The organism is uncultured Oxalicibacterium sp., assembly GCF_913776015.1.
GTDB lineage: Bacteria > Pseudomonadota > Gammaproteobacteria > Burkholderiales > Burkholderiaceae_D > Oxalicibacterium.
Genome location: NZ_CAJYMD010000065.1, coordinates 17,194 through 41,925 on the forward strand (window position 1 = coordinate 17,194; position 24,732 = coordinate 41,925).

The 24,732-nt window shown below is 57.2% G+C and carries 24 protein-coding genes; 13 read left to right on the top strand and 11 right to left on the bottom strand.

Going from position 1 to position 24,732, the window contains the following annotated elements; translation table 11 throughout:
* Positions 1–275: 275 nt before the first annotated feature.
* On the top strand, positions 276–3,167 hold the full coding sequence (locus tag QZ725_RS10970; RefSeq protein ID WP_293779435.1) for a ribonucleoside-diphosphate reductase subunit alpha: 2,892 nt from the start codon (positions 276–278) through the stop codon (positions 3,165–3,167).
* A gap of 157 nt (positions 3,168–3,324) precedes the next feature.
* A complete protein-coding gene (locus tag QZ725_RS10975) occupies positions 3,325–4,488 on the top strand; it encodes a ribonucleotide-diphosphate reductase subunit beta (protein ID WP_293779436.1) in 1,164 nt (387 codons plus the stop codon).
* Here QZ725_RS10975 and QZ725_RS10980 read toward each other — a convergent pair.
* On the bottom strand, positions 4,475–4,810 hold the full coding sequence (locus QZ725_RS10980; RefSeq protein WP_293779437.1) for a hypothetical protein: 336 nt from the start codon (positions 4,808–4,810) through the stop codon (positions 4,475–4,477). The two genes, QZ725_RS10975 and QZ725_RS10980, sit on opposite strands and share 14 nt — an antisense overlap.
* A 157-nt stretch (positions 4,811–4,967) precedes the next feature.
* On the opposite strand from QZ725_RS10980, the gene QZ725_RS10985 reads away from it, so the two are divergent.
* Together QZ725_RS10985 and QZ725_RS10990 are read left to right on the top strand one after the other, a co-directional pair.
* Positions 4,968–5,480 carry a histone H1-like DNA-binding protein gene (locus tag QZ725_RS10985; protein WP_293779438.1) on the top strand — a complete coding sequence of 171 codons (513 nt, stop codon included), beginning with the start codon at positions 4,968–4,970 and terminating at the stop codon, positions 5,478–5,480.
* Between the two features lie 96 nt (positions 5,481–5,576).
* Positions 5,577–6,116: a YggT family protein gene (locus QZ725_RS10990; RefSeq protein ID WP_293779439.1), complete on the top strand. Its 540-nt coding sequence runs from the start codon at positions 5,577–5,579 to the stop codon at positions 6,114–6,116.
* A gap of 188 nt (positions 6,117–6,304) precedes the next feature.
* Here QZ725_RS10990 and QZ725_RS10995 read toward each other — a convergent pair whose 3' ends face one another.
* The 8 genes from QZ725_RS10995 to QZ725_RS11030 all read right to left on the bottom strand — a co-directional run bounded on the left by QZ725_RS10995 (position 6,305) and on the right by QZ725_RS11030 (position 13,302).
* Complete coding sequence (locus QZ725_RS10995) at positions 6,305–7,240, bottom strand: carbohydrate kinase family protein (protein WP_293779440.1); 936 nt, start codon at positions 7,238–7,240, stop codon at positions 6,305–6,307.
* A 61-nt stretch (positions 7,241–7,301) separates the two neighbouring features.
* Positions 7,302–8,543 (bottom strand): DUF3426 domain-containing protein, encoded by a 1,242-nt coding sequence (locus tag QZ725_RS11000; RefSeq protein WP_293779441.1) that lies wholly within the window; start codon positions 8,541–8,543, stop codon positions 7,302–7,304.
* Positions 8,544–8,558: 15 nt separating this feature from the next.
* Positions 8,559–9,479: a 50S ribosomal protein L11 methyltransferase gene (gene prmA, locus QZ725_RS11005; protein WP_293779443.1), complete on the bottom strand. Its 921-nt coding sequence runs from the start codon at positions 9,477–9,479 to the stop codon at positions 8,559–8,561.
* 177 nt (positions 9,480–9,656) lie between these two features.
* Positions 9,657–11,018 (bottom strand): acetyl-CoA carboxylase biotin carboxylase subunit, encoded by a 1,362-nt coding sequence (gene accC, locus QZ725_RS11010; RefSeq protein WP_293779445.1) that lies wholly within the window; start codon positions 11,016–11,018, stop codon positions 9,657–9,659.
* Between the two features lie 66 nt (positions 11,019–11,084).
* Positions 11,085–11,546 (bottom strand): acetyl-CoA carboxylase biotin carboxyl carrier protein, encoded by a 462-nt coding sequence (gene accB / locus QZ725_RS11015; protein WP_293779447.1) that lies wholly within the window; start codon positions 11,544–11,546, stop codon positions 11,085–11,087.
* 77 nt (positions 11,547–11,623) lie between these two features.
* The gene (aroQ, locus tag QZ725_RS11020; RefSeq protein ID WP_293779449.1) at positions 11,624–12,061 is read right to left on the bottom strand and encodes a type II 3-dehydroquinate dehydratase; all 438 of its coding nucleotides are present in this window, start codon (positions 12,059–12,061) and stop codon (positions 11,624–11,626) included.
* 84 nt (positions 12,062–12,145) lie between these two features.
* Complete coding sequence (locus QZ725_RS11025; RefSeq protein WP_293779451.1) at positions 12,146–12,667, bottom strand: TlpA disulfide reductase family protein; 522 nt, start codon at positions 12,665–12,667, stop codon at positions 12,146–12,148.
* Positions 12,667–13,302 carry a hypothetical protein gene (locus QZ725_RS11030; RefSeq protein ID WP_293779453.1) on the bottom strand — a complete coding sequence of 212 codons (636 nt, stop codon included), beginning with the start codon at positions 13,300–13,302 and terminating at the stop codon, positions 12,667–12,669. Before QZ725_RS11030 ends, QZ725_RS11025 begins: the two co-directional genes overlap by 1 nt.
* 101 nt (positions 13,303–13,403) lie before the next feature.
* Here QZ725_RS11030 and mpl point away from each other — a divergent pair, with 101 nt between their 5' ends.
* The 8 genes from mpl to corA all read left to right on the top strand — a co-directional run bounded on the left by mpl (position 13,404) and on the right by corA (position 22,109).
* Entirely contained in the window at positions 13,404–14,783 is a 1,380-nt protein-coding gene (gene mpl / locus QZ725_RS11035) for a UDP-N-acetylmuramate:L-alanyl-gamma-D-glutamyl-meso-diaminopimelate ligase (protein ID WP_293779455.1), read from the top strand.
* Positions 14,780–15,358, top strand: a complete 579-nt coding sequence (locus tag QZ725_RS11040) for a YqiA/YcfP family alpha/beta fold hydrolase (protein WP_293779457.1) — start codon at positions 14,780–14,782, stop codon at positions 15,356–15,358. The genes mpl and QZ725_RS11040 overlap by 4 nt, the downstream gene beginning before the upstream one ends.
* The gene (locus QZ725_RS11045; RefSeq protein ID WP_293779459.1) at positions 15,355–15,930 is read left to right on the top strand and encodes a chorismate lyase; all 576 of its coding nucleotides are present in this window, start codon (positions 15,355–15,357) and stop codon (positions 15,928–15,930) included. Before QZ725_RS11040 ends, QZ725_RS11045 begins: the two co-directional genes overlap by 4 nt.
* A 105-nt stretch (positions 15,931–16,035) precedes the next feature.
* Positions 16,036–18,105, top strand: coding sequence for a ribonuclease catalytic domain-containing protein (locus QZ725_RS11050; RefSeq protein WP_293779461.1), 2,070 nt, complete (start codon positions 16,036–16,038; stop codon positions 18,103–18,105).
* Positions 18,106–18,258: 153 nt separating this feature from the next.
* Positions 18,259–19,146, top strand: a complete 888-nt coding sequence (locus QZ725_RS11055; protein ID WP_293779463.1) for a TonB family protein — start codon at positions 18,259–18,261, stop codon at positions 19,144–19,146.
* Positions 19,147–19,986, top strand: coding sequence for a shikimate dehydrogenase (gene aroE / locus QZ725_RS11060; protein WP_293779465.1), 840 nt, complete (start codon positions 19,147–19,149; stop codon positions 19,984–19,986).
* Between the two features lie 22 nt (positions 19,987–20,008).
* On the top strand, positions 20,009–20,713 hold the full coding sequence (gene mtgA / locus QZ725_RS11065) for a monofunctional biosynthetic peptidoglycan transglycosylase (protein WP_293779495.1): 705 nt from the start codon (positions 20,009–20,011) through the stop codon (positions 20,711–20,713).
* Between the two features lie 430 nt (positions 20,714–21,143).
* Positions 21,144–22,109 carry a magnesium/cobalt transporter CorA gene (corA, locus tag QZ725_RS11070; protein ID WP_293779467.1) on the top strand — a complete coding sequence of 322 codons (966 nt, stop codon included), beginning with the start codon at positions 21,144–21,146 and terminating at the stop codon, positions 22,107–22,109.
* 178 nt (positions 22,110–22,287) lie between these two features.
* Here corA and hemL read toward each other — a convergent pair whose 3' ends face one another.
* A complete protein-coding gene (hemL, locus tag QZ725_RS11075; RefSeq protein WP_293779469.1) occupies positions 22,288–23,571 on the bottom strand; it encodes a glutamate-1-semialdehyde 2,1-aminomutase in 1,284 nt (427 codons plus the stop codon).
* Positions 23,572–23,586: 15 nt separating this feature from the next.
* Positions 23,587–24,432 carry a hydroxymethylpyrimidine/phosphomethylpyrimidine kinase gene (locus QZ725_RS11080; RefSeq protein ID WP_293779471.1) on the bottom strand — a complete coding sequence of 282 codons (846 nt, stop codon included), beginning with the start codon at positions 24,430–24,432 and terminating at the stop codon, positions 23,587–23,589.
* A gap of 54 nt (positions 24,433–24,486) precedes the next feature.
* Between QZ725_RS11080 and QZ725_RS11085 the strand changes: the two genes are divergently transcribed.
* The gene (locus tag QZ725_RS11085; protein ID WP_293779473.1) at positions 24,487–24,681 is read left to right on the top strand and encodes a rubredoxin; all 195 of its coding nucleotides are present in this window, start codon (positions 24,487–24,489) and stop codon (positions 24,679–24,681) included.
* The last annotated feature ends 51 nt before the right edge of the window (positions 24,682–24,732 follow it).

Genomic DNA, 24,732 nt, shown 5'->3' on the forward strand with positions numbered 1-24,732 from the left:
TTGCACATCCAGAATCGAGGTACTAGAATTAGTGCCAATCGCGGTTTCTGCACTAGATGTAGTGGGTTATCGGCGTTCTCTCATTTGCCCAAAACGTTCTCTTCTCTATATAGAACAGTGTTTGGGCCGATGCATAAATACAGCAGCAGAATGGGCAGCGCCCCGCCAGATGCGGCGGTACTGCTTCCATGAAGTGTTTCGCGAATTGGCAATACGGCCGGTTTTCTCTTAATCAAGCAGGGCATTCGTGCCTGCATCCGCTAGAAGGAGTCTTCATGCACTCTGCACAAGAAATTTCGGCGAAGTCGTCGAACGATATCGCCAACGTTGGCGCACTCGCCGTTTCCTCTTCCACGCCGACCAGCAATCCGGTCGGTCTGGCCAGCTACCGCGTTATCCGTCGTAACGGTTCCGTCGTCGGTTTCGAGCCATCGAAAATTTCCATCGCCGTCACCAAGGCCTTCCTGGCGGTCAACGGTGGTCAGGGCGCAGCCTCGGCACGCGTGCGCGAACTGGTCGAACAACTGACGTCCAACGTTGTCAATGCGCTGGTGCGTCGCCAGCCGGCAGGCGGCACCTTCCACATCGAAGACATTCAGGATCAGGTTGAACTGTCGCTGATGCGTTCGGGCGAGCATGATGTGGCCCGCGCCTACGTTCTCTATCGCGCCAAGCGCATGGAAGAGCGCGCGCAACAGCAGGCGACGCAACCAGCCGAACAATCGCACCAGTTGCATGTGATCGAAAACGGCCAGCGTCGTCCGCTCGATCTGGCTGAAGTGCGTAATCTGATCAACGCCGCTTGCGAAGGTCTGGAAAAGCACGTCGATGCGTCGGCCATCATCAACGAGACCCTCAAGAATCTGTACGATGGCGTTCCGGTCGAAGAACTGCACAAATCGTCCATCCTGGCTGCCCGCGCGCTGATGGAAAAGGATCCTGCCTACAGCACCGTCACGGCACGCTTGCTGATGCATACGATCCGCAAGGAAGTCTTTGGCAAGGAAGTGGCACAAGCCGATGCACCTGCCGAATACCTCGAATATTTTCCGAAGTTCATCAAGAAAGGCATCGAAGCCGATCTGCTGGATGCCAAGCTCGGTCAGTACGATCTGAAGAAGCTGGCCGATGCCATCAAGCCGGAACGCGATCTGCAATTCGGTTACCTCGGCCTGCAAACGCTGTATGACCGTTACTTCCTGCACATCCGTGACGTACGTATCGAAATGCCGCAGGCGTTCTACATGCGCGTGGCAATGGGCCTGTCGCTCAACGAAATCGACCGCGAAGCACGTGCCATCGAGTTCTACAACCTGCTGTCTTCGTTCGACTTCATGAGCTCGACGCCGACGCTGTTCAATTCCGGTACGCAACGCTCGCAACTGTCGTCGTGCTATCTGACGACAGTGGCCGACGATCTGGACGGCATCTACGAAGCCATCAAGGAAAATGCCCTGCTGGCAAAGTATGCCGGCGGTCTGGGTAACGACTGGACGCCTGTGCGTTCGCTGGGTGCGCACATCAAGGGTACCAACGGCAAATCGCAAGGTGTGGTGCCGTTCCTCAAGGTGGTTAACGATACCGCCGTGGCAGTCAACCAAGGCGGCAAACGCAAGGGTGCGGTTTGCGCCTACCTGGAAACCTGGCATATGGATATCGAGGAATTCCTCGACCTGCGCAAGAACACCGGCGACGATCGCCGCCGTACGCACGACATGAACACCGCGAACTGGATTCCCGATCTGTTCATGAAGCGCGTGATGGAAAAGGGCGAATGGACCCTGTTCTCCCCATCCGATACGCCTGATCTGCACGACAAGTTCGGCCGCGCCTTCGAGGAAGCCTACACCGGCTATGAAGCAAAAGCTGCACGCGGCGAACTCAAGCTGTTCAAGAAGGTGCAAGCCAACGACCTGTGGCGCAAGATGCTGTCGATGCTGTTCGAAACCGGCCATCCATGGATCACCTTCAAGGATCCATGCAACATCCGTTCGCCACAGCAACACGTGGGCGTCGTGCACAGCTCCAACCTTTGCACCGAGATCACGCTGAACACCAACGATTCCGAAATCGCCGTTTGCAATCTGGGTTCGGTCAACATGCCGGCCCACATGAAAGATGGCAAGCTGGATCTGGACAAGCTGCAACGCACGGTGCGTACCGCCATGCGCATGCTCGACAACGTGATCGACATCAACTACTACGCGGTCAAGAAAGCACGTGATTCCAACCTGCGCCACCGTCCGGTCGGCCTTGGCATCATGGGTTTCCAGGATTGCTTGCACACGATGCGCGTGCCGTACGCTTCGCAGGAAGCGGTCGAATTTGCCGATCGCTCGATGGAGGCCGTCTGCTACTACGCCTACTGGGCTTCGACGGAACTGGCGGAAGAGCGTGGTCGTTACAGCTCGTATCGCGGTTCGCTGTGGGATCGCGGCATCCTGCCGCAAGATTCGCTCAAACTGTTGCTTGAAGAACGCGGTGGCTATCTGGATGCCGATTCGAGCGAAAGCATGGATTGGACCGCACTGCGCGATCGCATCAAGCAGTACGGCATGCGCAATTCCAACTGCGTGGCGATTGCACCGACAGCGACCATCTCGAACATCATTGGTGTTTCCGCCTGTATCGAGCCGACGTATCAGAACCTGTACGTCAAGTCGAACCTGTCCGGTGAATTCACCGAGATCAACGAGTATCTGGTGCGCGACCTGAAAGCACGCGGTCTGTGGGACGAAGTCATGATTTCCGACCTCAAGTACTTCGACGGCAGCCTGGCCAAGATCGATCGTATTCCGCAAGATTTGCGCGACATCTATGCAACGGCATTCGAAGTCGAGCCGAAATGGCTGGTGGAAGCCGCATCGCGTCGTCAGAAGTGGATCGATCAGGCGCAATCGCTGAACATCTATATGGCCGGTGCATCGGGTAAGAAACTGGACGAAACCTACAAGCTGGCATGGTTGCGCGGCCTGAAAACCACGTATTACCTGCGCACGATCGGCGCCACGCATACCGAGAAATCGACCTCCAAGGCAGGTGCCTTGAATGCGGTGGATTCCGGCGCAGGCATGTCGTCCGCTGCGGCGGCACAGGAAACGGATGGTCCTGCATGCATGTTGCGTCCGGGCGATCCAGGTTTCGAGGAATGCGAAGCCTGCCAATAAGAATCCTGTCCGGTACGGCCGGACAAACCATGTAACGACATGCCGACTGAACTTGCATCGTGTGATGCGGACAAAGCATGAAAGGGCGCGTCCCTTGCATGCTTTGTCTCAGATACAGCAGATACAGCAGTGGCAGCAAACAGAAAAGGAAGAAGTCATGCTTAGTTGGGATGATGAAGTCAAGCCAACCCCCGCACAGCCCCAGCCAGGACTGCAGCCCGCCGTGCAACCGCGCGCTGGCGCACAACAGGATGTCGCGTTGAATCCTGCAGTCATGGCGAAGCCGGCGGCGGCTGCAACGACGCAGCGTATGGATGCGGCGGACAAGCGCGTGATCAACGGTCAGACCGACGTCAATCAGCTCGTGCCATTCAAATATAAATGGGCATGGGACAAGTATCTGGCCGGTTGCGCCAACCACTGGATGCCGCAGGAAATCAACATGCAGCGCGATATCGAGCTGTGGAAGAATCCAAACGGCCTGACTGAAGACGAGCGTCGCATCGTCAAGCGCAACCTCGGCTTCTTCGTGACTGCCGATTCGCTGGCAGCCAACAATATCGTACTTGGTACCTATCGCCACATCACGGCACCGGAATGCCGCCAGTACCTGTTGCGTCAGGCATTCGAAGAGGCGATCCACACGCATGCCTATCAGTACATCGTCGAATCGCTGGGACTGGATGAAGGCGAAATCTTCAACGCCTACAACGAGATCGCATCGATTCGCGACAAGGATCAGTTCCTGATTCCGTTCATCGACGTGTTGACCGATCCTGAATTCAAGACCGGCACGCTGGAATCCGATCAGACCTTGCTGCGTTCGCTGATCGTGTTTGCGTGCCTGATGGAAGGCTTGTTCTTCTATGTCGGTTTTGCGCAGATTCTCGCGCTTGGTCGTCAGAACAAGATGATGGGTGCGGCAGAACAGTATCAATACATCCTGCGTGACGAGTCGATGCACTGCAACTTCGGTATCGATCTCATCAACACGATCAAGCTCGAGAATCCGCATCTGTGGACGCCGCAATTCAGAGACGAAATCAAATCGTTGTTTTTACGCGCGGTAGAGTTGGAATATCGTTACGCAGAGGATACAATGCCGCGAGGTGTGCTAGGCCTGAATGCACCGATGTTCAAAGGCTATCTGCGTTTCATCGCAAATCGTCGTGCGCAGCAAATCGGTCTTGAACCGATGTTCGAACAGGAAGAGAATCCGTTCCCATGGATGAGCGAGATGATCGATCTGAAAAAAGAACGCAACTTTTTCGAAACGCGTGTCATCGAATACCAAACCGGTGGCGCACTCAGTTGGGATTAAGTTGAGCATCGAAGTTGACCATCTTGTCGCTGCCTGAAAAACAGGCAGTACAAAAAACAGGCAGAGGCGAAGAGCCGCTTCTGCGTAAAACAGGAAAGGCAACAACCGACTTTAATGAACAGTAGAAGACCGAGAAGATCGCATCTGCTGAGTAAGCCGCTTCACCTGATTCAATCAGGTGTGGCGGCTTTTTCGTTTGAAAAAGGTTTGTCCTTTCGGAAACAGAATTCCAATGCCGGCGCGCGCGCTGGCGTTTTTTTTGGCGATAGCTGCGCGCGATAGCTGGCGCGTTGCAATGCCATGTAAGGCTGAAGTGCTGCATAAGTGAGGAGATGCAGCAGTTCAGCTGGAGCCGAATTCATTAGCGCAAGCACCAGTACGCTTGTGCCGATGAATAATCCGCCAATTCCATCGCGATGGTGTGGGCGGGTTTCAACTTTAGAAACTTGATTTTTTCCATCACGTGAAGGAGAAACATTATGGCAACAGCAAAAAAACCAGCGGCTAAAAAGCCCGCTGCAAAGAAAGCCGCTACGGCCAAGAAGCCGGTTGCAGCGAAAAAACCAGCAGCCAAGAAGCCAGTAGCGAAGAAAGCTGCAGCAGCCAAGAAGCCGGTAGCAAAGAAAGCCGTTGCTAAAAAGCCAGTGGCTAAAAAAGCAGCAGTGAAGAAAGTTGCAGCCAAAAAGCCAGTGGCTAAAAAAGCGGCAGTGAAGAAAGTTGCAGCTAAAAAGCCAGTGGCTAAAAAAGCAGCAGCAAAGAAAGTTGCAGCTAAAAAGCCAGTAGCGAAAAAAGCCGCTGCCAAGAAGCCAGCTGCTGCAGCGAAAAAAACAGCTGCCGCTAAGAAGCCAGCTGCGCCTAAAAAACCTGCTGCGCCGAAAAAGCCGGCAGCCAAGCCTGCTGCGAAACCAGCAGCCGTGGCCGCTCCAGCAGTCAAGACGGTCATCAATCCAGCAGCAGCCTGGCCGTTCCCAACGGGCACGAATCGCCCGTAATTCCAGCTATGACTGGATGCGCCTGATTGATTTCAGGCACAATCCCGCTGTGCGGCTTGCGTCGCACAGCGGTTTTTTATTTAAGGAGTGCCTTTCTTGAACAGCATCATCACTCTGATCATCGATACGATCGCCATCGTTCTCGCTGGCGCCTTGTTGCTGCGTTTCTGGATACAGGTCGTGCGTGTGCGTCCGCCGATGGAGATTGCGCAATTCATCTACCAATTGACCGATTGGCTGGTGCGGCCCTTGCGTCGGATTTTGCCCGGCGCCGGTGGTTATGACTGGGCCAGCCTGCTTGGTGCATTTCTGATTGCGCTGGTGGCTACGGCGATTGAAATCTGGTTGCGTGGCGTTTTTGCCGTGCCGTTTCTATTTTTGCTGGCGCTGATGAATGTGATTCATTGGGCACTATACGGGTTGATCGGATTGATTCTGATCGAAGTGATTTTCAGCTGGGTGAATCCTCATGCACCACTCGCGCCCTTCGTGCGGGCGCTCAACGAACCTGTAATGCGTCCGTTGCGCCGTGTCGTGCCATTGATCGGTTCGATCGATCTGTCGCCGCTGGTGGCGCTGATTCTATTGCGCATTGCGATTCAGCTCGTTGCGATGCTGGTGACGTCGCTCATGTAAGGGAATGAACGATAGATTGCCGGCGAGTAAGAACGCCGGTCCTATCTGATTTTTGTCTGAGGCCGGATTGATGTCGGCTTGATTGGAATAACGAAAAAACGCCGCTGCGGAATCGCTCCGTAGCGGCGTTTTTTTTGGGGCGGCGCGGTTAGCGATCTACCGGCGCTTGCCTCGATACTTCGTCATTCTCATGCGAAGCGATAGCCGAATGCCTGCTCGAATTGCGCTTCGATCTGGGCGCGTGACGGCGCATGATTTTGCGGCCCTTGATGCGCAATCTTGATGGCGCCCATCAGGCTGGCCAGGCGGCCGGTGGTTGGCCAGTCGAGGTTGTTGGTCAGGCCGTATAGCATGCCGGCGCGGAAAGCATCGCCACAACCGGTCGGATCGATGACCTTGTCTACCTTGACGCACGGAATCGCCAGGCGTTCGCCACCGGTAAAGATGTCGGCACCGTTTTCGCCACGTGTGACGATTAGGGCAGAAACGCGTTCGGCGATCTGTTCCAGCGTCATGCCGGTACGGCTGGTGAGCAGTTCGGCTTCGTAGTCATTGACGGCCACATAGGTCGCTTGTTCGATGAAGGCTTTCAGTTCTTCGCCATTGAACATCGGCAAGCCCTGGCCCGGATCGAAGATGAAGGGAATGCCGGCTTCTGCGCAATCGCGTGCATGCTGCAACATGCCGTCACGGCCATCAGGGGCGACGATGGCGATGGCGACTTTGCCTGCATCGGTAACCTTGTTCAGATGCGAGAAGCTCATTGCGCCAGGATGAAATGCCGTGATCTGGTTACCGTCGGCATCGGTCGTGATGAAAGCCTGACCGGTGAAGGCATCATCAATAGTGCGAATGCCGCTTTGCGAAATGTCGAGCTGTTTCAGGCGTTCACGATAAGGGACGCCATCCTGGCCGATGGTTGCCATGATTTGCGGATCGCCGCCGAGTAATTTCAGGTTGTAGGCGATGTTGCCGGCACAGCCGCCGAATTCGCGGCGCATGCCTGGCACGAGGAAGGCGACGTTGATCTTGTGAAGCTGGTCGGCCAGGATGGCTTCGGCGAAGCGACCGTCGAAAGACATGATGTTGTCGAAGGCCAGCGAGCCGCAGATAAGTGATTTCATGGGAACGATGCGTTGTAAAAAAGAGGAAGTAACCGTATCGGCACAGCGGGCTGCGCCGTGGTCAGGGATAGAAAAGATAGACGCGATAGCCGGACGCCCGTGTCTCGTTGAGTTCGAATTGCACGCGTACCGTGCGTTCGGTCATGGCGGGAAAGCCCATGCGTAGCTGTTGCTGATCGCGGACGTACTCGGCTGGTGCGAAGACACGGCGAAGTACAGGTTTTTCGTTGGCATCGTTGAGCGTCAGTTCGAGTTGCGGCCATTCTTGGGCGATGCTGCTTTGGTTACGCAGCAAGACAGTCAGCACGAATGCGTTGGTATTGCCGGTTTGCGTTTGCAGTTCGCTGGATTCGATGGAGACATCGTTGATGTGCGTCGGCAGTGCGATACGGCAGCCGATGACGTTGCAGATTGCCGTCAAGCCCGGTTTGATGACCGGAAACATGCCTGCCAACTGGTTTCTGAAGATATAGGCGCTTTGCAGCAGGGCTGCAATGCTCAGAACGAAGCAGGCAACGATCAACGTGTTGCGTACGACGCGGTTCATCTGGCGATGCGTGCGCTCCTTGCGCAGGAAAGCCGGTTCTTCCTGATCCAGCCCCTCATCAATCGCGAGATCTTCGTCGTTTTGCCTGTCGGAAGGGCGACGCCAGGGTTTGCGTTCCAGGTCGTCCATCGCCTGATCCAGCTTGGCCGCATCTGCTTCGAGCGTGGCTTGATCCGATTCCAGATCGTCCAGCGTATCTGCCGGCTTGCGATCAAAGTCCATCAACGTCATGCGTTGCAGGGGATCGCTCGGCTTTTCATCATGTGCCGCATACACAGGTCCAGACAACGCCTGTGGATGTTCGCGCTCGAAATGCGCGGGCATCGAAAACGACAGGCGGCTGGTCGGCATGACAGATGCCGGCGAAGGTGAGCCGGCTGCGGTAAATGCCGGTGGCACTTCGTCGTTGTTGTCCTGTGCCGGAGATGCTACCTGCGTGGGGGCCGTGTCGGTATCGGCTGTGGTATAGGGCTTGTTGGCTTCCCTGACAAGGAACGAGGAAACATCCCTGTTGGCGGCGGTTGTGGCGACCGCAGGTTTGACAGGTGGAGGGATGTACGGCTGATGGTGTACGGCCTTTTCCCTGCCTGTCGTTCCTGCCGACGCGGTTGCGTCATCAGGGGGCAGCAAGTGTTCGATGCCGTTGAAAATTTCCTTGCAGTAGCCGCAACGTACCAGGCCGGCGCGCAGCTTCAATTGATCGTGCACGACGCGGAACGTCGTTTGGCAGTGAGGACATTGCGTCGCTAGTGCCATGGCTGCGCGATTCCGTCAGGTATGCGATGCCGGCAGGCTACCGGCGAGTGCGACCCAGCCATCGAGCTCCTGCCAGACCGACAGTTCGATGAAGGGGCGATAGATGGCGGTCAATTCCTCCACTTGTGTTGCCAGAATGCCCGACAGCACCAGTCGTCCACCCGGCTTCACGCGAGCCGACAGCATCGGTGCCATCACCTTGAGCGGATTGGCCAGGATATTGGCAACGACCACATCGAATGCATGTTCATGGCCCGATTCGGCAAAGTCGTCAGGCACGTAATAACTGACTTCACACTGGTTGCGCAGGGTATTGTCGCGTGCGGCTTCGATGGCTTGCGGATCGATATCGATGCCGATGACATCGTGTGCGCCAAGCTTCTTGGCAACCATTGCCAGAATGCCCGAGCCGCAACCGTAATCGAGCACGCTCAAGCCCACTGGAGGATGCGCCTCCAGCCATTCCATGCACAGTCGCGTGGTTGGATGGCTGCCGGTGCCGAATGCCAGGCCCGGATCAAGTTCGAGAATCAGCGCGAACGGATCAGGCGCTTCATGCCAGCTCGGCACAACCCAGATGTTCTTGCCGATATGGATGGGATCGAATTGCGATTGCGTCAGGCGTACCCAATCCTGTTCGGCCACATCGCGCAGCGTGTATTGCAGATCGTCGGTTGGCAATCCGACCGCTTGCGCAGCGTCGGCGATCAGCGTGGCGTGATCGAGGTCCTTGGGTGTCAGTGCGACGACGCGGCTGCGTTCCCATGCGGTTTCGGTCGGCTCCATGCCGGGTTCGCCGAACAGTGGTTGTTCGGCATCAGTACCAAGGTCGGCATCTTCGACCGATACCGAAAGTGCGCCATTTTCCATCAGTACATCTGACAGCGGTTCTGCGTGGCTACGGGCAACTTCGATGACGATTTCGGTCCAGCTCATGATTCCTCGGTGACGATGGGTGCAGTGCAGCCAGAGTATGGCTGATTTGTGCGATGCAGGGAAGGGCGGAGCACCCTATGCGCTGTATCGGAGATGAATGGAAAAACGCCCGGCACCGCCGGGCGTTTTGTGATGTGTGCAATCTGGCTTTCGCCGAGGCACACAGATTTTTCGTACTTAACCCTTGCGCAGATCTGGTCGTTCGGCCAGTCGTTGCTCGAGATAATGGATGTTGGTGCCGCCTTCGATGAAGCGGGCATCGACCATCAGTTCGCGGTGCAGCGGGATGTTGGTCAGAATGCCTTCGACCACCATTTCCGACAGCGCGATCTGCATGCGGCGGATCGCCTGTTCACGCGTGGCGCCATAGGCGATCACCTTGCCGACCATCGAATCGTAATTCGGCGGGACAAAGTAGCCGGCATAGGCATGCGAATCGACACGGATGCCCGGGCCGCCGGGAGCGTGCCACGAAACGATGCGGCCCGGCGATGGAGTGAACTTGAACGGATCTTCGGCATTGATGCGGCACTCAATGGCATGGCCGCTGAGAACCACATCGCGTTGGCGATAGCGCAGCTTTTCACCGGCGGCGATGCGAATCTGTTCCTGCACGATATCGATGCCCGTGATCATTTCCGTCACCGGATGTTCGACCTGCACACGCGTGTTCATTTCGATGAAGTAGAACTCGCCGTTTTCGTAGAGGAATTCGAAAGTGCCGGCACCGCGATAGCCCATCTTGCGGCAGGCTTCGGCGCAACGGTCGCCGATGCGTTCGATGGTCTTGCGTGGAATGCCGGGTGCTGGCGCTTCTTCCAGTACTTTCTGGTGGCGGCGCTGCATCGAGCAATCGCGTTCGCCAAGCCAGATCGCATTCTTGTGTTCGTCTGCCAGAATCTGGATTTCCACGTGACGAGGATTTTCCAGATATTTCTCCATGTAGACCTCGGGATTGCCGAAGGCTGCACCGGCTTCCGTTTTGGTCATGGTCACGGCATTCAGCAGGGCTGCTTCAGTATGCACGACACGCATACCGCGACCGCCACCACCACCGGCTGCCTTGATGATGATCGGATAGCCGACACGGCGCGCGATCTGCACGATTTCCTTCGGATCGTCAGGCAGTGCGCCATCCGAACCAGGAACGCACGGTACGCCGGCAGCGATCATCGCCTGCTTGGCCGAGACCTTGTCACCCATCATGCGAATCGAATCGGAACGTGGGCCAATGAAGACGAAGCCCGATTGTTCGACGCGCTCGGCAAAATCGGCGTTTTCCGACAGGAAGCCGTAGCCCGGATGAATCGCTTCGGCATCCGTCACTTCGGCCGCGCTGATGATGGCTGGCATGTTCAGATAGCTTTGTGCCGAAGGCGCAGGGCCGATACAAACGGATTCGTCGGCCAGCTTCACGTACTTGGCGTCGCGGTCTGCCTCGGAGTGGACAACAACCGTCTTGATGCCCATCTCGCGGCAGGCGCGTTGAATGCGCAGAGCAATCTCGCCGCGATTGGCAATGAGAATTTTTTCAAACATGGGAACTCGTCTTGAAGAGTTGAAGCGATGGCAGGTAGCGCAGCGCTGGGCCGCGCATCACCGCAATCAGCCGATGATGAACAGCGGCTGGCCGAACTCGACCGGCTGACCATTCTCGACCAGGATTTCCTTGACCACGCCGGAGACTTCGGCATCGATCTCGTTGAGCAGCTTCATTGCTTCGATAATGCAGAGCGTATCGCCTTCCTTGACCGTGCTGCCGACTTCGACGAACGAAGGAGCGCCCGGTGCCGAAGCGCGGTAGAAGCTGCCAACCATAGGCGATTTGACGACATGGCCCTTGGTTTCGGGGGCGGCAGGTGCGGCCGGGGCAGCGGCTGGAGCGGCGGCAGCCGGTGCCGGTGCAAACTGCTGCGGTGCGCTTTGCGGTTGCATCATGACGACCTGGCCTTGTGGGCCGCCGGATTTGACAATGCGAACCTTGCTTTCACCTTCGGTCACTTCGAGCTCGGCGATATCGGATTCGGCAACGAGATCAATCAGCGTTTTCAGCTTACGTAAATCCATGAATAAGTCCCTCGGGAATTTTGTTGTAGATAAAATTGGCGGCAATTATATGATAATTGTCGAATTTTAGTGTTAGTTTAAAGATTTTTAAGTGCAAATCCAATTGCGGTCGGGTAGCCTTGCACGCCCAGTCCGCAGATCACGCCGACCGCAATCGCGGACAGGTACGAGTGGTGACGGAAGGCTTCGCGCTGATGCACGTTGGAGATGTGGACTTCCAGAAAAGGAATGGCCACGCCCGCCAATGCATCGCGCAACGCCACGCTGGTATGCGTGAGTCCTCCAGGATTGATGATGATCGCTTCCACGCCCTCCTTTTTTGCTGCGTGGATGCGGTCGATCAGCGCGCCTTCATGGTTGCTTTGGAATACCTGTAACGTGGCACCCGCAGCCGAGGCCTGTTCTCTGGCAGCCAGTTCAACATCTGCCAAGGTAGTATGGCCGTAGACTTCCGGCTCGCGCGTACCGAGCAGATTGAGATTCGGGCCATTCAAGAGAAGCAGGCTTTTTGCCATGAAAGGACAACTCCTTTGATGAGGAATGGCGCATTTTGCCGCCAAGGGGCGAAGGTTGGCAAGGAAAAATCGCGTCTTTTGGCATCAAATTGCACGCAGATCGGCGCGAAGCTCTTCCATTTTCAGTCTCCCCAGATAAGTCTTCTTCACTGCGCCCGAAGGGGTAATAATGACGGTAAAAGGCAGTCCGCCGGCCTGATTTCCGAACAGTCGTGCCAGTTCGGTGCCATCGATGCCGGCCAGCAGCAGCGGATAAGTGATTTTGTATTTTTCGGCAAATGCGCGCACATTGCTGGGCGAATCGATGCTAATGCCGAGTACCTGCAGTTTTTCCGGATCATGCTCGTTTTGCAACTCCACCAGTTCCGGCATTTCATCTACGCAAGGCGCACACCAGGTCGCCCAGAAATTCAATACCAGCGTTTTGCCTTGAAACGAGGCCAACTTCTGTTTGTGTCCATTGGTGTCTTCCATCTTGAACTGAAACAGGGTGGCGACGGCCGGCGATTCGGGTGGCGTAGGCATGTAGCGCCAGGCGCTGATCATGCTGCCGATTAGACCGAATACTAGGGCTACGATGGCGAACAGCAGGATTTTCTTGCTCATTATGAGGATGTACTTTCCGGTGAGGTTGATTCTGGTGCAGCCAGCAGGACTTCGACGGCGTGCAGTGCTGCCCGCTCAATGCGGGTGTTCTTGCGGCTGGTACCGAATGCGCGCAAGGCATCTGTTTCATATAGGGCAAGATGCACGCCTTCATTTTGCCAGAGGAAGCTGAGTACCTCGACTTCTTCCTGGCGATTGATATGCGGGCTTTCGGATACTTCGAAATCGATGCCCTTGTTGAGCAGGAAGATTTCGACATCCTTGGGGCTGTCGGCAAACAATTGCATGTGGATGTCCGAATGCTCGCCCGCCGTACCATTGAGCACGGCGCCTGTGAGGTAAGGCTGGAATTGCTGCAATTCGCGCATCAGTCGCACGGCCAACTCGCGCAAATGGCGCAGGCGGGCCGGCTGGGTGTCGGCAAAGAAGAGGGCGTTGTAAGCGCGTACTTCGTCTTCCACCATTGCATTGTCTGGCAGGACATCGCCACGTACCTTGTTATTGCCGAGAATCTGGCGGGCTGCCTTGCGTTTGGCGGTGGCGTAATCGGCACCTTCTTCGGCGATCAGGCGTGCCGCCGCGGCAGCGATTTCGGCGCGCAACAGGTCGGAATCGGTGGGGAAGCTGGATGGCATGAAAATAAATGCGGAATGACTGACACGATGATTGCACTGCGTATGCGGGGCATCAGTGGCGTCAGGTAAAATCCGGGGTTGGCTTAATCCGAAATTCTACAATGCATATCCACATCCTTGGCGTCTGCGGTACTTTCATGGGCGGTCTTGCCGTTCTGGCAAAGGCTGCCGGCCACAAAGTGACCGGTTGCGATGCCAACGTCTATCCGCCGATGAGCACGCAGCTTGAAGCGCAGGGCATCGAACTGATCGAAGGTTTCGGCCCCGAACAGATCGCTTTGCAGCCTGATCTGTTCGTGATCGGCAATGTCGTCTCGCGCGGCAATCCGCTGATGGAGGAAATCCTCAATCGCGGCTTGCCCTACGTATCGGGGCCGCAATGGATAGGCGAACACATCCTGCAGGGCAAATGGGTGCTGGCGGTGGCTGGTACGCACGGCAAGACCACCACGTCGTCGATGCTGGCGTGGATACTCGAAGACGCCGGCTACGATCCGGGTTTCCTGATCGGTGGTGTGCCGATGAATTTCGGTATCTCGGCACGCTTGTCGGGTAGTGGTGCGCAATCGTCTTTCTTCGTTATCGAAGCCGATGAATATGACACGGCCTTCTTCGACAAGCGCAGCAAGTTCGTGCACTACCGCGCCAAGACCGCAATCCTCAACAATCTCGAATACGACCACGCTGATATCTTCCCAGATCTGCAGGCGATCGAAACGCAGTTCCATCATCTGGTGCGCACGGTGCCGGGTGTGGGACGCGTGGTGGTCAATGCGCGTGAAGAGGCCTTGCAACGCGTCATGCAGCGCGGCTGCTGGAGCGAAACCGAATGGTTCGGCAGCGCCGAACCGCGCGACTGGACGCTGACGACCTTTGAGGATGGCCGTTTCGATGTGCTGTTCCAGGGCGAAAAGCAAGGCACTGGCGATTGGCAATTGACTGGCGAGCACAACCGCATGAATGCGCTGGCTGCCATCGCCGCAGCGCGCCATGTTGGCGTGCCACCGGCGCAGGCGATTGCTGCGCTGGGCCGCTTCGAAAACGTCAAGCGCCGCATGGAGTTACGCGGTACGGTCAATGACATTGCGGTGTACGATGATTTCGCACATCACCCGACCGCGATTGCCACCACGGTTGCCGGTCTGCGCAAGAAAGTCGGCGCGGCACGCATTCTGGCCGTGCTCGAACCGCGCTCCAACACGATGAAGCTGGGCACCATGAAAGAAGCCTTGCCGCCCAGCCTTGCCGATGCCGATCTGGTATTCGGCTACGGTGCGACTGGCAGCGGCAAGGATGCGCTGGGCTGGGATCTGGCGGCCGCGTTGTCACCGCTTGGTGCCAAGGCGCAGGCCTTCAACGATTTGCCGACACTCGTGAAGGCGCTGACAACACAGGCACGTCCGGGCGATCACATCCTTGTCATGAGCAATGGCGGTTTTGGCGGCGTGCATCAAAAGATTCTGGACGCACTCGCATCATGATTCTGTATCTGCATGGCTTTCGCTCCTCGCCGCAATCCTTCAAGACCAGTTTGCTAGCGCAACGCATGGCCGCGTTAGGGCGCGCCGACGAATATGTTTGTCCGCAGCTGCCGCCCTCGCCACGCGAGGCGATCTTGCTGGCGCAAGAGATTGCCCAGAAGTGCGATCCCGCCACGCTGACGCTGATCGGTTCTTCGCTCGGCGGCTACTATGCGACGTGGCTGGCCGAACGGCTTGGCTGTCGTGCCGTGATGCTTAATCCCGCTGTGCATGCCGCGCGCGATCTGGCATCGCAGGTGGGCGTCAAGACGCAATATCACTCGAATGAGCCTTTCGAATTCAAGGCGTCTTATATAGATGAGTTGCAGAAGCTTGCAGTGGCGCAGATCACGCGTCCCGAACGCTATTTCCTGATCGCGGCCACTGGCGACGAATTGCTTGACTGGCACGAAATGGTGGCGCTGTTCGCCGGAGCGAAGCAGCACATCATTCAGGGCAGCGATCACGGCATCTCGGATTTTGCCGAGTATGCCGATGAGGTATTGGCCTTCTGCGGTATCGGAGCACGTGCGTGACGCGAAAAGCGGCAAGGCTGGCTGGCTGGAAAGCCCACGTCAATCATGTGCAGGCACCGAAGGCGATGGCGTTCTGGTTGACTGACCAGATGTCGCTGACGCGCAAGCTGATACAGCGCTGCGGCCATTTTCGCGTGCAGCGTCTGATGCAGGGCCACGCACGCGTGCTGGCCGATGAACGCGCCATATTGCAATTGCCGCGACGCGTCGCCGTGCAGCAGCGCGAAGTACTGCTGCGTTGCGATGAACAGCCTGTGGTGTATGCGCATACCGTGGTGCCCTTGAGTGCGACGGCAGCCGATTGGCCTTTTTTCGGTCGCTTGGGTGATCGTTCGTTGGGGACGACATTGTTCGGTGATCCACGTGTACAGCGCGGGCAACTCGAGTATGCACGGCTGCCGGTTGGACATCCGCTGATGCTGCGGGCTGCTGCTGCGATCGGCATGACGTTGACGACGCCGTTATACGCGCGTCGCTGTCTTTATCGTCGTCATCGGGGTTGGTTGTTGGTGACGGAAGTATTCCTGCCGCAGATTGCCGGGATCGCACAGTCTGTACTGGCGCTGAGTTGATCTGCGCTGAACTGAGCGGAAACAGGAAATGAACAATCTGCCGTGTCGATTGACGCGGCAACAAGTCGGGCGTGTGGTACGCGCCGACGCAACAGAAAGTAATTGATGAATCTCTTTTTTGACGAGTCCGGCGATTTCAAGGCGGGCGCGGTGATGTCGCAACAGGGCGAGGCCTATCAGGTCGAGCTGCCAACCGGCAAGCGTACCAAGGTGCGCGCCAAGGATGTGGTCTTGCAGTTCACAGCGCCGGAACCGGCGACCTTTCTCGAACAGGCCAAGGCGATTGCCGAAGAAATCGATCTGGATTTTTTGTGGGAAGTCGCGGGGCAGGATGAATTCGGTTTCGTTGAACTCGGTACAGAATACTTCGGCCACGATCCCAAGCCGCACGAAGCCGCCGGCTTGATCATGCGCATGCATTCCTCGCCGATCTACTTTCAGAAAAAAGGCAAGGGACGCTACAAGGCGGCGGCCGAAACGGCACTCAAGGCCGCTCTGGCCGGTATCGAAAAGAAACGCCAGCAGGGCTTGATCCAGGCGCAGTATGTGGAAGAGCTGAAAGCCAATCGCCTGCCCGATGCCATGCGTAACATCGTGCATCAACTGCTGTTCAAGCCAGACAAGAACACGATCGAATACAAGGCGCTGGATACTGCCTGCAACGAACTGCAGATGGCACCTTCGCGCCTGATGCTGGCCAATGGCGGCATCGCATCTGCCAAGGAATTGCACTTTGCCAAGTTCCTGTTCGAATCCTTCCCAAAAGGGATCGGCTTCCCGCCCGTCGAGATTCCCGCGTTGCCTGAATTGCCGGTCGCCGACGTACAAGCCTTTTCGATTGATGATGTGACGACCACCGAGATCGACGATGCGATGTCGGTCACGCGCCTGCCCGATGGCAAGGTCAAGATCGGTATTCATATCGCGGCACCGGCGCTGGGCATCAAGCGTGGCGATGCGCTCGACGCGATTGCGCGTCAGCGTTTGTCCACTGTCTACATGCCGGGCGACAAGATCACCATGTTGCCGGATGAGTTGGTTGAGGCGTTCACGCTGGCTGAAGGCAAGGTCTGTCCGGCGCTCTCCCTGTATGCGACGGTTGATACCAGCGACTGGACAGTCATTGCTACAGAAACGCGTGCCGAAGCCGTTCCGATTGCGGCTAATCTGCGGCATAACCATCTCGACGATCTGGTGACGGAAGAAAACCTGGCCAACAATGCGGGCGATTATCCATACAAGGACGATTTCGCGATTCTGTGGCAGTGGGTGCAGGTGCTGGAAAAAGGCCGCATGGCCAAGCGCGAAGCGTTCGGCTTGAAGCCGGAGCAGAACAACCGCGTCGATTACAACTTCTACGTCGAAGACGATGTGGTGTCCATCCTGCGTCGCAAACGCGGTGCCCCGCTCGACAAGATCGTCGCCGAACTGATGATCTTCGCCAACAGTACCTGGGGCAGGTTCCTGCACGATCATGGTGTGCCGGGCATCTATCGCAGCCAGGGCATGGGGCAGGGCTGGGCGGCGCGTATGCAGGTGCGCATGGTCACGCACGCGGCGCCGCATCAGGGCTTGGGTGTGGACCAGTATGTCTGGAGCACATCGCCACTGCGCCGCTACACCGATCTGGTCAATCAATGGCAAATCCTCGCCTGCGCCGAGCATGGCGTGACAGCACCGCTGGTAGCGACCTTCAAACCCAAAGATGCCGATCTGTTTGCCATTGTTTCGGCGTTCGATGCTGCCTATAGCGCCTACGCCGCGTTCCAGAGCGATATGGAGCGTTACTGGTGTCTGCGCTGGCTGGCGCAGGAAAAAGGCGATGCTGTATCGATGCAGGTGGATGCCGTCGTGCTCAAGGATGAGATCGTGCGCCTGACGGATATTCCACTCGTGATTCGTCTGCCCGGCATGCCGCAGGCTGCGCGCGGTGCGCAGGTGCGGCTCGATCTGTTGCGCTGGGATGAGGTCGATCTGTCAGTCGAGGCACGTGTGCTGGAAATCCAGCAGGCAGCGAGTAACGGCATGGCCGAAGAACTCGACGAAGACATGTCGGAGGAGTTGCAGGAAGGCGATGCCGAGCCTGTACCTGACGAGGCAGCGGAAATTGCCGCAGCGACGGATGTGCAGGGCGATGTGGCAGAAACACCAGTCGATGCGTCTGCCGATAAATGACCATGCGTGCAATGCGCTGCCGCAATCAGGTGCAGACCGCAAGCAGGTAGCAGGAAAGCCGGGAAGATCGTGACAGGTCGTCCCGGGTTTGACTTACAATCTCCCGACTCTTCTCATCCATCCTTTTTATCCATCTTTTTCGTAGCCAGACGCGTGAAACTGTTTGCCAAAAATCGCACGCTGTCGATCGCCATCGCGATTTCCGTGGTGGTGCATGCGGTGCTGCTGACCGTACGGTTCGTTGCGCCCGAGGCATTCAAGTTTCAGCCGACCGATCCGGGGCTCGAAGTCATTCTGGTCAACGCCAAGCATGATCGTGCCCCTCTGAAGGCGGATGCACTGGCGCAAGCCAATCTCGATGGCGGCGGCAATGCCGATGCGGGCCGGGCCAAATCGCCGTTGCCCGACATGCGGCGCACAGCCGATGGCGACAGCACCAAAACCTCGCGTCGCAAGATCGAGGATCTGGAGCGTCAGCAGCAGCAACTGTTGGCACAGATGCAAAGCAAGCAATCGCATCGCACGCAAAAGTCCACGGATGCCGAACCCAACAAGGCCGCACCGCAACCGACCGCCGCCGAGCTGATCGATAATGCACGCGCGCTGTTGCGCCGTGAGGCGGAAATTGCCCGCAGCATCGAGGATTACAACAAGCGGCCCAAGAAAACGCAGGTCACGCCAAGCACGCGCGAAGTCGGTTATGCCGCGTATTACAAGACGTTGCAGGATCGCATTGAACGTATCGGCACGCTGAATTTCCCGCAGAAGGATGGACGAAAGCTGTACGGTGAAATGACGGTCTACATTCCGATCTATCAGGACGGCACGTTGTACATGAAAGAAGGCGGGCCGCGTATCGAGCGCTCGTCGGGCAATCGTGCGCTGGATGAGGCAGCATTGGCCATCGTGCGGCGTGCGGCACCGTTTGGCCGTTTCCCCGATAACATGCGTTCGACCAATCACGACGATGTATGGGAAATCATCACGCGCTTCAATTTCACGCGCGACGATGCCCTGCAAACCGAAACTCGAGGAAACTGATTGAGCACTTCATCGCATACAAGCCCGCCTGATCGTTATGCCGTGATCGGCAATCCGATTGCGCACAGCAAGTCGCCCGACATTCATGCGCGCTTTGCCGCGCAGACGGCGCAGCATCTCGTTTATGAACGTCTCCTCGCGCCGCTCGATGGTTTTGCGGCGACGGTTGCGGAATTCGTGCGTGCCGGTGGCAAGGGCATGAATGTGACGGTGCCCTTCAAGCTCGAGGCGCATGCACTGGCGCAGCAGTTGACTGCGCGTGCGCAAGCAGCCGGCGCCGTGAATACCTTACTGTTCGCACAGGGCACGATCATTGGCGACAATACCGACGGTGTCGGTCTGGTCAATGACATCGTGCATAACGCCGGCGTGTCGGTTGCCGGTAAATCGGTTCTGCTGCTGGGCGCGGGCGGCGCAGCCCGCGGCGTGATAATGCCGTTGCTGGAGCAAAAGCCGGCGCGTCTGGTGCTGGCCAATCGTACTTTGTCGAAGGCGCACGAACTTGCCCAGCAGTTTGCCGCGCAAGGGCATATCGAGGTGATGGCATTCGATGCGCTGGCAGAGTCGTTCGATATCGTCATCAATGCCACTGCGGCCAGCCTCTCTTCCGAGGTGCCGCCGATTTCACCTGCTGTTTTCACCACGCAGACATTGGCATATGACATGATGTACGGCGCTCAGCCGACGAGCTTCCTGCAATTTGCCGCCAGCCACGGTGCACAGACGCGCGACGGGCTGGGCATGCTGGTGGAGCAGGCGGCCGAATCGTTTTATCTGTGGCTCAACGTCCGGCCGCAAACGGCGCAAGTCTTCGCAGCCTTGCGTGCGCAACTCCAATAGCGTTCTGCATCCTTATTGCGTCATGAAGAAAAAACGTCCTTTGCGCCGATTCCTGTTCTGGCTGATCGCCTTGCCGATTCTGCTGGTGTTGCTGCTGCAACTGTATTTCTTCCTGCAGATCGGCTGGTGGACGCGTTTCGATCCGAATTCGACGAGCTTCATGCGGCATCAACTGTCGATTCTTCAGGAGAAAAATCCGAAGGCCGAACTCAAGCACCAGTGGGTCCCCTACAACCGCATTTCCAATCATCTGAAACGCGCCATCATCGCGTCCGAAGATGCGAATTTCTCCGGGCATGAAGGCGTGGACTGGGAGGCGCTGCAGAAAGCCTACGAAAAGAACCAGAAGAAAGGACGCGTAGTGGCCGGCGGTTCGACCATCACGCAACAACTGGCGAAGAATCTCTTCTTGTCCGGCGAGCGCAGCTACCTGCGCAAGGGGCAGGAAGTCATCATCACCTACATGCTCGAATTCTGGATGGACAAGGAACGCATCTTTGAAATCTATTTGAACTCGGTCGAGTGGGGCGTTGGCGTGTTCGGTGCCGAGGCGGCCGCGCGGCATTACTACGGCATCTCGGCCGCCGCCCTCAATCCTTATCAGGCTGCGCGATTGGCAGTGATGCTGCCGAATCCGCGTTTCTATGATGTCAATCGCGGTTCCGGCTATCTGGCACGTCGGACCGACCTGATCCTGAGGCGCATGAATTCGGCAGCACTGCCTTGAAGCACCTTCATCGCACGGTCGATTTCACCATTTTTTCGCTTCATTTGCCGGTCATATTGACTGCCTAATATGGGTTGGATGAACGGGATCGATAAAGTTGTGGTCTACGTTTCGATCCGGCTTGCTAGCCCTTGCACTTATCAGTACACTTGCGCTGTTTTTGTTATCGGAGACCCGTCTTGGGTAGTCCCAGTCCATGTTGCCGACCGTTGCATGACGGTCAATTCGGCGAGTCCGTGCCAGTCTGCATGAAAGTCCCTGCCTAAGCGGAGGCTTCCCTGCCTTCCTTGCGCCTCTCGCCGGATCTGGTGGGAGGTCGCGTCCCGGCGTCAGCCGGTCGTGTCCCCTGTGAAATGTTATTGCCTGCAGGCGTCGGTGCGCTGCGGGCTTGCCGCATTCATCCTTGCGATGCGCGGCGTGGGGAGAAATGATGATCAATGTATTCGTACTGCAGAACGGCCGGTTGAACCAGGTCAACATCGAGACTCGTGCCGATCTCGAAAAAGTGTCGCCGGTCTGGGTCGATCTGCGCGATCCGAACGACGAGGAGCGTAGCTGGGTCAAGAGCATGTACGGTGTGACCTTGCCGGATGAAGACGAGGTCAAGGATATTGAAGCCTCTGCGCGTTACTACGAAGAAGACAACGGGGACCTGCACCTGCGCACCGACTTCCTGATCGAGGAAGACGACGGCCCGTCGCGCATCATCACGGTGGCCTTCATTCTCGCCAAGGACATCCTGTTTGCCGTGCACTCGGAAGATTTGCCGATCTTCCGTCTGGTGCGCATGCGTGCGCGCTCGCGGCCCGGCTCCATCACCGATTACAAGGATGTGCTGCTCGATCTGTACGCTACCGATGCCGAATATTCAGCCGACATTCTGGAAGGCGTATATCAGACGCTGGAAGATGTCAGTCGCAGTGTCTTGCAGGAAGAACTCAGCGATGAAGACGCGGCCGGGGTACTGAACTCGATTGCACGCGAGGAGGATTTGAACGGTCGCATCCGTCGCAACATGATGGATACACGCCGTGCGATCAGCTTTCTGATGCGTGGGCGTCTGCTCAATTCCGAACAGTTCGAAGAGGCGCGTCAGATCATGCGTGACATCGAATCGCTGGATGGTCACACGGCTTTTCTGTTCGACAAGATCAACTTCCTGATGGATGCCACGGTCGGTTTCATCAACATCAACCAGAACAAGATCATCAAGATCTTCTCGGTCGCGTCGGTCGCTTTCCTGCCACCGACGCTGATCGCCAGTATCTACGGCATGAACTTCAAGGTCTTGCCGGAACTGGACTGGAGCTTTGGTTATCCGATGGCGATCCTGCTGATGCTGGCTTCGGCTGTCACGCCGTTTTGGTATTTCCGCCGGCGTGGCTGGCTCAAGTAAAGCGCGCCAGTCAACGTTTTCGCATCTGGTACTTGTACTGGTCGCCGGATTTTTGCCCAATGTGCAGTCAGTCCCGACGAGCTGAGGTGCTATCGGCTAGAAGCATGTTCGTTAAAACAAGAAAGCCTGCCGTCTCTTGCAAGAGACGGCAGGCTTTTTTTCTTGATGGTCGGCGCAATTACTTCAGTGCAGAAAATGCCTTGCGTGCAGCAGCAAATGTTGCTTCCAGAATGGCATCGTCGTGCTGTGCCGAAACGAAGCCGGCTTCGAATGCGGAAGGGGCCAGATACACACCGGCATCCAGCATCGCATGGAAGAAGCGATTGAAGGCTTCCTTGTCGCACGTCATCATGGTTGCATAGGAAGTCGGTTGTTCCTTACGGAAGTAAAGACCGAACATGCCGCCGACGGCATCTGCACAGAAGTCGATGCCCTGGTCGTTCGCCGCAGTTTGCAAACCCTGCACCAGTTTTTCGGTTTGTGCTGACAGGTTTTCATAGAAGCCGGGAGCCTGAATCAGTTTCAGGGTGGCCATGCCGGCGGCGACGGTAACCGGATTGCCAGACAGCGTACCGGCCTGGTAGACGCCACCGAGTGGTGCCAGATGCTTCATCAAATCGGCGCGGCCGCCGAATGCCGCTACCGGCAAGCCGCCGCCGATCACCTTGCCGAGCACGGTGAGGTCGGGCTTGATGTCGTACAACGATTGTGCGCCGCCGCGGGCAACGCGAAAGCCTGACATTACTTCATCGAAAATCAGCACGGCGCCATGCTGCGTGCAGAGTCGGCGCATGGCTTGCAGGAATGCCGGCGTGGCGCGCAGCAGGTTCATATTACCGGCGACGGGTTCGACGATCACACAGGCAATGCGATCGCCCATCCTAGCGAACACGTCTTCCAGTTGTTGCGGATCGTTGTAGTCCAGTACCAGTGTGTGCTTGGCGAAATCTTCGGGCACACCCGCCGAGGTCGGATTGCCGAAGGTCAGGAGGCCACTGCCAGCCTTGACCAGCAAGGAGTCGGCATGGCCGTGGTAGCAGCCTTCGAATTTGACGATCATGTCGCGACCGGTCGCGCCGCGTGCCAGCCGCAACGCGCTCATGGCGGCTTCGGTGCCGCTGGAAACGAGGCGTACCTGTTCGATGGAAGGAACGAGTTGGCAGATCAGTTCGGCCATGTCGATTTCGCCTTCGGTCGGCGCGCCAAAGCTGAGGCCGCGCGCGGCGGCTTCCTGCACGGCACGCACTACATCAGGGTGCGCATGGCCGACGATGGCCGGTCCCCACGAGCCGATGTAGTCGATATAGCGGTGATCGTCGGCATCCCAGAAGTAGGGGCCTTCGGCGCGTGTGATGAAACGTGGCGTGCCGCCAACCGAACGGAAGGCGCGAACTGGCGAGTTCACACCGCCCGGCGTGCTTTGCTGCGCGCGGGTAAACAGGGTGTCGTTATGGGAGGTCATGAAAATAAATGGGTGTTACTGAATCGGTGGTTCCACTTCGCCGGGACCTTCGGCTTCGCGTGCCCAGAAGTAGCGGTCGGGAACGAGGCGACCCATGCCTAATCGTTGTGCATTGGCGATCGAGGCAATCGTGAATTCCTGTGCTTCCAGTACGGCTTCGGGGACATCGAGACCGTTTGCCAGCAAGGCGGCGATAGTCGAGGAAAGCGTGGCGCCGGCACCGCTGTAAGAGCCGGAAATGCGTTGCCAGTTGTCATGGCGGACCACGCCGTCGCTATTGAACAGCGTATTGGCGACGTCCGTCAGATCGGTTGGCGTACCGGTTACGAAGACATATTCGCAGCCCATTTCGATCAGACGCATCACATCGATGGCCAGCATGTCTTCTTCCGATGGTTCGCGCCAGGTTTCGGCCAAACGTGACAGTTCGACTGCCGACACCACGAGCAGCGTGGTTTGCGGAATCAGCAATTCACGCAGGGCCATGATGAGTTCTTCACCATCCGGGCCCTGGTCGGGCTGGGACGAGAGGAAAGGATCGAAGATCAGCGGCGCCTCGGGGTAGTCGGAGACGATTTCGGCAATTGCCGAGGCGTTTTCGATACTGCCGACCACGCCGACCTTGAAGGCGGAAACCGGCATGTCTTCGAGTACCACGCGCGCCTGATCGGCCACCCAGTCGGCATCGACAGGCTGAATGTCTTCGATGCGTGCCGTGTCGCCAATCAGCAGGCTCGTCACGACGGACAAGCCGTGGCAACCCATGGCAGCGAAAGACGCCAGATCAGCCTGAATGCCGACCGCACCGACCGGATCCGTGGGACCGAAGGTCAAAATGAGCGGGGAAGTTTGGTTTTGCACGGCGGGTATATTAAGATAGCTGACTATGCATTTTAACTTGAAGGACTGCCTGCCGTGAGCAATAACGAAACATCGAATGAAGAATTCAAGACCTGGATGTGCCTGATTTGTGGCTGGATCTATGACGAAGCCGCTGGTTTGCCGGAAGAAGGCATTGCGCCAGGCACGCGTTGGGCCGACGTCCCGATCAACTGGACCTGCCCGGAGTGCGGCGCACGCAAGGAAGACTTCGAAATGGTCGCGGTCTGATAGCGGTTTGTCTCTTTTCAGTGCAACAAGATGCAATTGTGCAGGTAAGTC